Annotated in this window: 8 protein-coding genes; 1 reads left to right on the top strand and 7 read right to left on the bottom strand. The window is 73.6% G+C overall.

Going from position 1 to position 11455, the window contains the following annotated elements; translation table 11 throughout:
- Positions 1-101: 101 nt before the first annotated feature.
- The 4 genes from VR45_RS33755 to VR45_RS33740 all read right to left on the bottom strand — a co-directional run bounded on the left by VR45_RS33755 (position 102) and on the right by VR45_RS33740 (position 6844).
- Positions 102-4814, bottom strand: coding sequence for a caspase family protein (locus tag VR45_RS33755; protein ID WP_045943719.1), 4713 nt, complete (start codon positions 4812-4814; stop codon positions 102-104).
- A 177-nt stretch (positions 4815-4991) separates the two neighbouring features.
- Positions 4992-5354, bottom strand: a complete 363-nt coding sequence (locus tag VR45_RS47415) for a hypothetical protein (protein ID WP_052709582.1) — start codon at positions 5352-5354, stop codon at positions 4992-4994.
- Complete coding sequence (locus VR45_RS33745; protein ID WP_045943718.1) at positions 5351-5905, bottom strand: universal stress protein; 555 nt, start codon at positions 5903-5905, stop codon at positions 5351-5353. Before VR45_RS33745 ends, VR45_RS47415 begins: the two co-directional genes overlap by 4 nt.
- Positions 5906-6073: 168 nt before the next feature.
- A complete protein-coding gene (locus tag VR45_RS33740) occupies positions 6074-6844 on the bottom strand; it encodes a TetR/AcrR family transcriptional regulator (protein WP_078897102.1) in 771 nt (256 codons plus the stop codon).
- Positions 6845-7098: 254 nt separating this feature from the next.
- On the opposite strand from VR45_RS33740, the gene VR45_RS33735 reads away from it, so the two are divergent.
- Complete coding sequence (locus VR45_RS33735) at positions 7099-7338, top strand: hypothetical protein (RefSeq protein ID WP_159394454.1); 240 nt, start codon at positions 7099-7101, stop codon at positions 7336-7338.
- Between the two features lie 62 nt (positions 7339-7400).
- On the opposite strand, the gene VR45_RS33730 is transcribed toward VR45_RS33735, so the two are convergent.
- The 3 genes from VR45_RS33730 to nirB form a co-directional block, all read right to left on the bottom strand.
- Positions 7401-8771: a nitrate/nitrite transporter gene (locus VR45_RS33730; RefSeq protein WP_045943715.1), complete on the bottom strand. Its 1371-nt coding sequence runs from the start codon at positions 8769-8771 to the stop codon at positions 7401-7403.
- Entirely contained in the window at positions 8768-9160 is a 393-nt protein-coding gene (gene nirD, locus VR45_RS33725; protein ID WP_045943714.1) for a nitrite reductase small subunit NirD, read from the bottom strand. The genes VR45_RS33730 and nirD overlap by 4 nt, the downstream gene beginning before the upstream one ends.
- On the bottom strand, positions 9157-11455 hold a 2299-nt coding region (gene nirB / locus VR45_RS33720; RefSeq protein WP_045943713.1), incomplete at its 5' end, for a nitrite reductase large subunit NirB. The genes nirB and nirD, both read right to left, overlap by 4 nt.

Raw genomic sequence — 11455 nt, 5'->3', positions numbered from 1 at the left:
ACGCCTGACGGGGGATTCTGTTCGTTTCCCTCGCGACAGGAAGAACACTACCAGGTCAGAACGGGTGTCCGAACCACGGGGAACGGGCGGGTGACTGCGGGTCACTCGTAGACGACGTCCCCGGCGAACGTGAAACCCATCGCGCGAAGCCGCCGCGCCACATCGGCCGGATCATGTTCGCGACCCGCCAGCCGGAGTACGTCCACGAGAGAGACCGGGCGCTCCGGACGTGGTCCCCCGCCGAACTCCGGCACCAACGCCACGGCCTCCTGCAGTGCCGCGATGCCGTCCGGCAACCGGTGGCCCAGGTCGGCAAGCCTGGCCACCACCTCACCGGGCGGCAGACCGGTTTCCGCCGTACACAACAGGACGTGCCAGACGTCCAACGGTTCCCCCGTCCGCAGCCAAGGCGCCTGCCCGCTCTGGAACGCGCTGAGAAGCAGAAGGTCGTCGGAGTACACCGTCTCGGGAAGGAACGAGGGGTCGGCCAGCGGGTGACCGAATTCCGCCAGCCGGTCGGCGACCTGCCGGGGTGACCGGTCCCCCAGCCTGCCGGCGGCTCGCAGGACATGGCCCACCGGCACCGGCTGCCCCGGCGGCAACCAGGGTTCACGCCAGTTCAGGTCCGCACTCAGGATCAGGAGGTCGTCCGGCAGCGCCCGGTCGGGGACCTCGATGCCCTCGGGCACCCGGTAGCCGAGCTCCATGAGCCTGTCGACCACGACTCTCGGCGAACGCTCCCGGAAGTGCGCCACCCACAGGACATGTCCCATCGACACCTGGGCACCGGCCCTTCTCAGCGGCCCTACCGACCCCTCCTCCTCGGCGATGAGCAGCGCCATGTCGTCAGGTACCGGAGCCGACGGTCCACTCGCACCTCCCGCCACACCGTGGCCGAGCTGCGCCAGCCTCGCGATGACAGCCGCCGGTGTGCGGTCGAGCCGCGAAGCAGCCGACAGAACATGCCAGGCCGACACCGCTTCCCCGGTCTCCAGCCACGGACTCCTCTCGTCGAGATCACGACTCAGCACCATCAGGTCGCCTTGTTCGACGTTCGTCGGCGCCACCGGGCCTGTGTAGGCGTGGCCGAGTACCGCCAGATCCCGCACGACGTCACCAGGGCGACGTCCCGTCCGCTGCGCCACGCTCAGCACCTGCCGCAGGGACACCGGACTCCCAGGAGCCAGATCCAGGGCACGCACGAGTCCCACGGCCTCAGGAGACTTCGGGAGTGCCAGCTGCTCCACCGACCCGTCGACGAGGGCATTCAGCCGGTCCACCACCGCTTCCGGTGCGAAGCCCAATTTGTCGGCGGCCGACAGGACATGTCGGAGCGATACGGGCTCCTCCGGGTCGAGCCACGGAGGTTGCCCATCGAGGTCTCGACTGAGGATTCCGAGATCGTTCACGTCGAAGGACTGCGGGAGTCGATGGCCCGCCGGCAACCGGTATCCAAGCTGCGTGAGCCGGACGCCCACCTCACTCGGTGGGCATCCGATCCGCTGTGCCGCAGCCAGAATGTGCCCGAGCGGCACCGGTGCGGCCGGATCCAACCAGTCGGAAATCTCGTTCGATTTGGAGGCCTCGAAACTGCGTGCCCCGTGCAGTTCCCTCGGCTGGAGGACGAACCGGTCGGTCGGCCTGGCCACCGGCATGCCGGTACTGGCTGCTGCCTTCACCCCGGGGATGCCGGAGCCGGCCCACGCCAAGGCCCGCCAGTCCTCGATGTGCCTCGGGACACCGACGAGATTGCCGATCGGATTGGGAACGGGCGCATCACGCAGTCCGAGGAACGCGGCATCCGAAGGGAAGCACCCCACGGCGGTGACGTCCACCTCGTGGCCGCGCACGGCCCACGGCCGGTATCCGGCGTCGACCGCGGACTCGGCAATGGCGTCGGCCAGGAGAGGGTCATGGTCGACCAGTTCCGAGAGCCAGTCGTGGGTGAGGACCCGGCTTTCCTGGCGCAGAAGCGCCGGAATCTGCTCGCGCAGCAGTCCGGCTACGTGGTCGGTGTCGTAACTCAGGACACGGGTGCGGTCGACGGTCAACCTGGGTGCCTGAAGCCCCTTCAGGTCGACCACGGCTCCGAACAGTCGCTCCCCGGCCCAGAGGCCGTCCGAGAGGACGCCGCCCCAGGAACTCACCCACCACATGCCCGGACGCTCCGTGGCGTCCACACGTACCTCGGCCGGCTCAGACCTGTCGGGACCGCCCTGGTCGTCCTCTCCCATGGGCGCGAACGGCGACAGCACACCCGCCTCCCAGACCAGCCGCTCCTCCTGGTCCTCCGCCGTCACGTCGTACGGGGCGATCCACAGCAGCCGCCGCAGCAGATCCGTGCACGACGGCGCCGTCTCCGGATTCCGCAGGTGCAGCCGGACGACGGTCCCCGCGTCGTGGCCCCGTCCCAGGTTGCGGATGCGGAAGACCGACCCCGGGCCGGCGATGTCCACCTGGAGGCGGTCGCCGGGGTGGCCGTCGCGGTCCAGGCGGCAGGTGGTGACCGAGATGTCGTCGGCCATCATGAAGTAGCTCAGCACCCCGATGCCGAAGCGGCTGTTGGGGTGGAACTCAATACCTTCGGCCCGCCAGGCCGCCTGCTCGTCGAGGAACTCGGGCAGGTCGGCGAAGCGCATGCCCGCGTAGGAGAACACCTCGCGCAGTTCGCGCTCGCCCATGCCGATGCCGTTGTCGCGGCACTCCAGATAGGCCTGGCCGCGCTCGTCCACGCCCCGGCGGAAGTCGATCCGGCCCGACCAGGCGGGCACGTGCGGGTCGCGGCGGCGGAGGTAGGTGGTGCGGGCGTCCCGGTAGCGGCAGGCGTCGAGCGCGTTCTGGTACAGCTCGCGGATCGCCAGCGCCTGGTCGCCGTAGAGCTGCTCCCCCATCAGGAGTTCCTGGATCCGGTCGTCCGCGAGCCGGAACCGCAGGTCGGTGGACTCGTAGATGGGCCGCCCCCGCTCGTCCGCGGCGGCGTGGACCTGGTCGGCGGTCGCGTGGACCGGCAGGTCCTGGAGCGGGGCGAGCTGGGGGTCGGCGCCGGCGTGGAGGTCGATCGCGCCCAGCAGGGTGTCCAGCGCGGCGGCGTGCTGGCGGAGCGCCAGGCCCACCGCGGGGTGGTGGCAGGCGGCGGTGAGCACCCTGGTCCGGCCGCGCGGGTCCCAGCGGGCGCCCTGGATCGTCCCGTGCAGTTCGGCGAGGTCGACCGCGTACGAGATGCCCAGGTGCTCCACCACGACGTCCGGCAGCCGCAACGGGTCGACGGCCAGTTGGTGCGCGACCGCGAGCAGCGCGCCGAGCAGTTCCTCCCGGACGTACTGCTCCGCCTCGGTGGCGCCGGCCAGTTGGCGGACCGGACGGATCGCGGTGGTGTCGTAGGAGGTCCGGAGCGAGCGCAGCAGGCTCGGGAGGGCGTCCAGGGCGAACAGTTCGGCGACCAGATCCCGGTCACCGGGTGCCGTGAGGTGCTCGGTGAGCGCGCCGACCGGTCCGCACAGGCCGGTCAGGACCTTCTCGTGGTGGCCGCCCGGCCTGCCTGCCAGCCACTGGCGGAACAGCCACCAGGCGATGCCCGCCGCCCCCGCCGCGTCGCCGCCGCGCTCGGCCTGGGCGGCGCGCCGGACCAGCCTCGCCCGGCCCGTGACGAACTGCTCGTAACCGGCCCGGAGCGGGGAGGGAGCAGCAGCCGGTGCGGCCGACGTCGCCAGGTCGGTGGGCCCGACCGACAGCGCCTCGACCGCGACCCGGTTCGCGCAGGCCACATGGGCGAAGGGCGCGGCCACCAGGAGCGCCGCCTCGGCCGGGGCGAGCGCCAGCTTCTCGGCGTTGAGCACCTTCGACAGCAGCCAGCCCAGCCGGCCGGACATCCGCTCGGCGAGGTCGGTCAGCCGCCACGGGTCGTCGGCAAGGGCCCGGTCGTCGGCGGCCGCCAGCGGGGCGAACCGCTCGACCAGGGCGGTCACGGCCGTGCGCATCGCCTCGGCGCCGGGGCCGTCGGCCACCTGCCGCCAGGCCGGGTGCTCCCGGGCCCGGACCACCCAGGGGTGCTCCCCCGCCGCACCCGCGGGCTCGCGGTCCGGCCGCTCGAACAGGACGAAGCCGTCGAGCTCACTCTCGGTGCGGACCCTGACCTGCTGGCGCGGGCACTCGTGTTCGCTCGTGAGCGCGTCCACGGCCGTCTGGAGCTGCTCGTGGAGGTCGGCGAGGGTGCTCGGGCCGGTCTCGCTCGCCACCACGGTGCTGAGCGCCCGCGAGAAGAGGCTGAACGTGGTCCCGCCCGCCGTGGCGTAGCGGGCGCGTTCGCCGGGCGAGCAGGCGTAGACGTGGCAGTAGTGCCGTCGCCCGACCCGGCGGACTTTCGCCTCGGACCAGCCGACGGCATTGCTCGGCGCCATCTCCCGCATGACGATGCCTTCGCGGCAGGCGTCGACGAGGACGGCCACGTCGCCGGCCAGGCTCTGTTCGACGTACGGGGCGAAGTCGAGCGCCAGGCACTTGCCGCGGAAGTCCCGGGCGCTGGTGAGCGCTCCCCTGGGGACCAGGTAGTCCGTGCCGTCGTGGTGGATGCCGTGGCCGCTGAGGTAGACCAGCAGCGTCTGGCCGGCGGTGGCCTGCTGGAAGAAGGTCTCGACGGCGGCGTCGATGCTCTCCCGGTCCGTCTCGTCGGGCTCGTGGACGACCACCTCGTAGCCGGCCGAGGACAGCGCCTCCTCCAGTTCGGCGAGGTCGTCCCGGACGAACGGGAGGTCGGTGATGTGCTCGTCGCGGTATTTCGGCACGCCGATCAGCAGTGCCCGGAAGGATCCCTTCATCGTCCGCTCGTCGTCCGCGCCGGCGGGTCGATCGTCACGACCGCATGCTTCGCCTGCTCGACCAACGCGTTCCCCATCCCCAGCGGCTGTCAGCGAGATGACACATCATAGGTCGGCCCGCCGGGGCCTTCGGGTCGTCAGGTCGTCGGGCTGTCGCCTTGTTGGACTGTCGGGTCGTCAGGCCGCGAGGTCGTAGCGCCTGCCCGGGCGCCGGCCGCGCGGAGCCGTGAGGAGGGCGGCGGTGAGGGCGGCCGCGCCGAGGAGGAGGACGTGGGCGGCCTCGACGGCCGGGGCGGTGAGGTCGAGGGCACCGTGCCGGTGTTCGACGAAGCCGTTGTGGAAGAGCCAGGCCGCCGGTCCGATCAGCGGGGCGGCGGAGGGGCGGGAGCGGCCGCCGACGGCGGCGCAGAGGGCGGCGTAGGCGGCGAGCGCGACCCAGGTGGGACGGAGCTCGCCGAGGACGGCGAGGGCGGGCAGCAGCGCGGCGGAGGTGGTGAGGGCAATCGCGGCGGACATCGAGGGAGCGAGACGGGCGGTCACACCGTCACCGTCAGCCGGGTCCGGGGGTGGCGCTCCATGGCCTCCAGTTCGCGCTGGAGCGGCGGTTTCGGGACGGCCAGCACCGGGCACGCGGCGTGCCGCACGCAGTAGGCGGTGATCGACGGGTGCAGGGTCCGGGCGAGCAGGCCGCGGGGGCCGGCGCCGAGGACGAGCAGGTCGTCCGGCCGGTCGGCGCAGCGGACCAGGGCCTGCCCGGTCTCGCCGCGGACGGCGACGCTGCGCAGCCGCACGCCCGGCCAGGTGCCGCCGAAGGCCTGGTCGAGGGCCTCGCGCAGCCGGGTCGCGGCCGCGTCGCGGCAGGCGGAGAGGAGCGGCGGGCAGGGCGCCCGGCGGTAGCCGAACTCGCCGCCGACCGGGGTCCAGCAGTGCACGGCGAGCACCTCGGCGTCGAGCCGGCGGGCCTCGGCGACGGCGCGGTGCAGGGCGGCGAGGCTGCCGAGCGAGCCGCTGACGCCGACCACGATCCGGCCTCGGCCGTCGTCCTCCGGCGCCCCCGATTCGTTGGGGAGGGCTGTCGGCTCGTCCGCCATGGCGCTGTCCGTCCTTCCGACCGGTCACCGGTCGCTGATGACCGGTGTCGTCGGTGCCAGCCAAGCCCGGCGGAGGGGGGAAGGGCGGTTCGTTGACGGAGCTCTGACGCGGGCGGGGCCGGTCCGTACGGGTTCCTGACGCCGGGGCGGTCGGGTGGGGGCAGGCTTTCAGGCGGTCGGCGGTGCGTCGGCCGGTGCCGGTGCCGCCGCCGGTGCGTCGGCCGGGGTGTCGGCCTCCCAGAGCTCGGCGAACAGCCGGTCCAACCGCTCCTCGCCGACCGGCGGTACGGGCAGCGGGTGGGTGGCCCGGGTGCGGAAGCCGTCGAGCAGCAGCGCGAGGTAGCGGCGCCACAGGTCGGCGCGCAGTTCGGTGGCCACGGGCAGGGACCGGCAGAGCGCGCCGAACATGAACAGCAGGTCCACGGTGGCGATGTCGGCGCGCATGGTGCCCTGCTGCTGCGCGCGGGCGACCAGGGAGCCGACCGTCGCGGCGTTGCGCCGGCTGGTCCCGAGCAGTCCGGGGACAGTCGGGACAGCCCGGGTGACCAGGTCGTTGATCCCCCGGTCCGCGGCGACCAGTTCGAGGATCCGCTCGAAGTAGCCCTCGATCGCGCTCCAGGCGTCCTCGGTGGCCAGCGCCTCCTCCGCGGCTTCGGCGAGCAGGTTCGCGGCGTTCGCGAAGACCTCGCCGACCAGGGCGTGGCGGGTCGGGAAGTGCCGGTAGAGGGTGGCGTTGCCGACGCCCGCCTCCTTGGCGATCTGGTCGAGCGGGACGTCCAGCCCGTGCCGCGCGAACAGGTCGCGGGCGGTGGCGAGCAGGAGGTCGCGGTTGCGCCGCGCGTCGAGCCGCAACCGCGTGGGGGGACGAGGACCGTCACCGGGACCACTGGAACTGCCGGGACCGCCGGGACCGCCGATGCCCGTCCTGCTCACTGCCATGCCCCGACCCTAACAACGCGGGAGGCCGCCGCCCGCCCGGCCCCGGGCGGGCGGCCGGGACACCACCGGAGGAAGAACAGGTGGTGGCGGCGGAGGCGGAGGACCGGGGTTGACCTGCGGTGACGCCGGGCGTCCCAGGGGACTGGGGGCTTTCGGGCGCCGGTTGGGCGGCGCCAGGATGCCGGTGATCGCACACGCGGCCCGGCGACGAGCCGGGCGTGCTGGTCCCTCGCGCGATCAACAGGGTCCCCGCGGTGGACCAGGTGAACCGCCGGATCAACCTCCCGTTCGCGAGCAGCCCCTTCGGGTACGTCCTGAGCAACACGGTGCGCAGCGCCGACTGGTACAGCACGGACGCGCACGGTAACGCGCTGCGTGCCCTGTTCGGCCCGACCGGGTGGATCTGCCGGTTCAACGGCGGCGCCCCGGCCGTCCGGAGCTACGGCTTCCTCACGCTGTCGCCCGGTGCCTGCGGCGCGGTCGTGCACATCTGAGCCGCCGGACCGCCGCCGGCCCCGGGCGCGGTGGTCCGTGCCCGGGGCCGAAGGTGTCGCGGTCAGCGCCGGGCGCCCGGGCGGAGCCAGACGGCCCAGGTGAGGGCGGAGCAGCACAGGTAGGCGACGAGGAAGGCCAGGTAGGCGTCGTCGCCGTTGCCGCTGCCGAGGAAGGACTGCCGGAAGGCCAGGTTGACCAGCACCCCGCCGAAGGCGCCGATCGCGCCGGCCAGTCCGATCAGCGCGGCGGTGCGGCGGCGGGCGGTGGCCTCGGCGGCGGCCGGGTCGGCACCGTCGGCGACGGCGAGGCGGGCCCGGCCCTCGTAGTGGGCGGGGATCATCTTGTACGTCGAGCCGTTGCCGATGCCGCTGAGGACGAAGAGCGCGATGAAGCCCGAGAGGAAGAGCGGCAGCGATCCGGCCCGGGAGGCGGCCAGGACGACGGCGGTGCCGGCGCCCATCGCGACGAAGGTGACCAGGGTGACCCAGGGGCCGCCCCAGCGGTCGGCGAGCCGGCCGCCGACGGGCCGCAGCAGGGAGCCGAGCAGCGGACCGAGGAAGGTGAGCGCGGCGGCCTTGACCGGGGTGTCGAAGCGGTCGTGGAACTGCACCTGGAGCACCTGGCCGAAGGCGAACCCGAAGCCGATGAACGAGCCGAAGGTGCCGATGTACAGGGTGGAGACGGCCCAGCCGTAGGGGTCGCGGGCGACCTCGCGCAGCGAGCGGTCGGCGGGTGCGCCGGGCTCCCGGGGCGCGGTCGGCAGGTTGTCCATCCGGCCCCAGGCGAGGGCGGCGGCGGCCAGGATCAGCGGCAGGTAGATCAGCGGCAGCAGCCGGGGGTGGGCGGCGCCGGCGGTGGCGAGCACCAGCAGGCCGAGCAGTTGCACGGCGGGGACGCCGAGGTTGCCGCCGCCGGCGTTGATGCCGAGGGCCCAGCCCTTGAGGCGGTGCGGGTAGAAGGAGTTGATGTTGGCCATCGAGGAGGCGAAGTTGCCGCCGCCGACACCGGCGACGCAGGCCACCGCGAGCAGGGTGCCGTAGGAGACGCCGGGGGTGAGGACGAGCGCCGCCAGGCCGGTCGGGACCAGCAGCAGCAGGGCGCTGACGACCGTCCAGGTGCGGCCGCCGAACCGGGCGACGGCGTAGGTGTACGGCAGCCGGAGCAGACCGCCGAGCGCGGTGGGGAGGGCGGTCAGGGTGAACTTGCCGGCCGGGTCGATGTGGTACTCCGGGCCGAGGAAGAGCACCAGGACGGACCACAGGCTCCAGACCGAGAAGCCTATGTGCTCGGAGAGGACGGACAGAATCAGGTTGCGGCGGGCCGTGCGGGCACCGGTGCGCTCCCAGAACTCGCGGTCCTCCGGGTCCCAGTGGGTGAGGGTGGGGGCGCCGGCCGTCCGCCGGGCCGGGCGGGTGCCGAGGGCGGTGGTCATGCCCGCTCCTCCTTCCAGGAGTTCCGAGGATTCGGGGAGTCGGTCGCCGCGGCGCGGACCGGCCACCGGCGGAGCACCGCGGGGGTGCCGTCGGGGGCGGTGTCCTCGTCCAGGCAGCGGCCGTCGGTGAGGTCGAAGGTCTGCTTGTACATCGGCGAGGCGAGGGTCGGCCGGCCCGCGCGGCTGCCGAGCAGGCCGCGGGAGAGCACGTGCGCGCCGCTGAACGGGTCGCGGTTGTCGACGGCGTACAGCGCGCCGGAGCGGTCGACGAACAGGGCCACCTGGGTGTCGGTGGGGGGCAGCAGGACGGCGACGCCGCGGCCCGGTTGCAGGTCGTCGAGGCTGCAGACGGGCTGCCAGCGGGTGCCGTCGTGGATCTCCACGGTCACTTGGCGAGCACCTCCAGTCGGGGGCCGGCCACGAGGACCGGGGCGGGGGCGGGGGCGGGGAGGACGTGGCCGTCCTCGTCGGGGCGGGCGGGGCGGATCTGGCCGCGTTCGGGGACGAAGGTGACGGCCGGGTCGGGGGTACCGGGGGCGTTGACGAAGGAGGCGAAGCGGCGGAGCCGGTCCGGGTCGGCCAGCGTAGCGGCCCACTCGTCCTGGTAGGAATGGATGTGGCGGGCCATCAGGGCGTCGAGTTCGGAGGCGATGCCGAGCGCGTCGTCGAGGACGACCGCGCGCAGGTGGTCGAGGCCGCCGTCGAGCCGCTCCAGCCAGACCGAGGTGCGCTCCAGCCGGTCGGCGGTCCGGATGTAGAACATCAGGTAGCGGTCGATGGTGCGGATCAGCGTCTCGCGGTCCAGGTCGGCGGCGAGCAGGTCGGCGTGCCGGGGCGTCATGCCGCCGTTGCCGCCCACGTAGAGGTTCCAGCCGGCGGAGGTGGCGATGACGCCGAAGTCCTTGCTCCGGGCCTCGGCGCACTCGCGGGCGCAGCCGGAGACCGCCGACTTGAGCTTGTGCGGGGAGCGCAGCCCCCGGTAGCGCAGCTCCAGTTCGATGGCGAGGCCGACCGAGTCCTGGACGCCGTAGCGGCACCAGGTCTCGCCGACGCAGGACTTCACGGTGCGCAGCGCCTTGCCGTAGGCGTGCCCGGACTCGAAGCCGGCGTCCACCAATCGGGCCCAGATGGCGGGGAGTTGGTCGACGCCGGCGCCGAACAGGTCGATCCGCTGGCCGCCGGTGATCTTGGTGTAGAGGCCGAAGTCGCGGGCCACCTCGCCGATCGCGATCAGGCCCTCCGGGGTGATCTCGCCGCCGGGCACCCGGGGCACCACCGAATAGGAGCCGTTGCGCTGGAGGTTGGCCAGGAAGTGGTCGTTGGAGTCCTGGAGGGCGGCCTGTTCACCGTCCAGGATGTGGCCGTTGGAGAGGCTGGCCAGGATCGAGGCGACGGTCGGCTTGCAGATGTCGCAGCCCTCGCCGGTGCCGTGCCGGTCGACCAGCGCGGAGAAGGTGGTGATGCCGGTGACCAGGACGATCTCGTACAACTCGGCGCGGCTCTGCGGGAAGTGCTCGCACAGGCCGGTCCCGACCTCGGCCCCCGCGGCGGCGAGTTCCTCGGTGACGACGGTGGTGACCTGCTTGAGGCAGCTGCCGCAGCCGCTGCCGGCCCGGGTGCACTTCCTGACCTCGGCGGCGCTGCCGGCGCCCTGCTCCCGGACGGCGGCGCGCACGGCGCCCTGGGTGACGTTGTGGCAGGAGCAGAGCACCGCGTCGTCGGGCAGCGCGATCGGGCCGGCGGCGGCGGATCCGGCGGGCAGCACCAGCTGTTCGGGCGGGACGGTGAGCGGCCGGCCGGCCGTCGCCAGCGGGCGCAGGGTGCCGTAGGCGTCGGTGTCGCCGACCAGGACACCGCCGAGCAGGGCCCCGTCGGTGCCGATCACCAGCTTGCGGTAGACGCCCAGCCGGCCGTCGCTGTAGAGCACGTCGAGCGCGCCCTCGGCGGTGCCGTGCGGGTCGCCGAAGCTGGCGACGTCGACGCCGAGCAGCTTGAGCTTGGTCGAGGTGTCGGCGCCGGTGAAGCCGGGGCCGGGGCGGCCGGCGAGTTCGCGGGCCGCCGTCTCGGCCATCTGGTAGCCGGGGGCGACCAGTCCGTAGACCCGGCCGTCGGCGGCCTGGGCGCACTCGCCGATGGCGAGGACGGCCGGGTCCTCGGTGCGGCAGCGCTCGTCGACCACGATGCCGCCGCGCGGGCCGACGGCCAGGCCGCAGTCCCGGGCGAGCCCGTCGCGGGGGCGGACGCCGGCCGAGAACACCACCAGGTCGGCGGCGAGTTCGCGGCCGTCGGAGAGGAGCAGGCCGCGCACCGCGCCGTCCGGGCCGGTGGCGATCCCGCTCGCGGCGGCCGCGGTGTGGACGGTGACGCCGAGCTCCTCGATCTTGCGGCGGAGCAGTTCGCCACCGCCCTCGTCGACCTGGACGGCCATCAGACGGGGGGCGAACTCGACCACATGGGTGGTGAGTCCCATCGCCCGCAGCGCGCCGGCCGCCTCCAGGCCGAGCAGGCCGCCGCCGACCACGATGCCGGTACCGCCGCCCGCCACCACGGCCTTCGTCGCGTCGGCCCGGATCGCGTCGAGGTCCTCGACGGTGCGGTAGACGTGGCAGCCGACGGCGTCCCGGCCGGGCACGGGCGGCACGAACGGGGCCGAGCCGGTGGCCAGCACCAGGTCGTCGTACCGC

Origin of the sequence: Streptomyces sp. NRRL S-495 (genome assembly GCF_000966955.1) — a bacterium.
Classification (GTDB): domain Bacteria; phylum Actinomycetota; class Actinomycetes; order Streptomycetales; family Streptomycetaceae; genus Kitasatospora; species Kitasatospora purpeofusca.
Note: the sequence above shows the minus strand (reverse complement) of the source record. Positions and strands in the feature narration are given on the sequence as shown.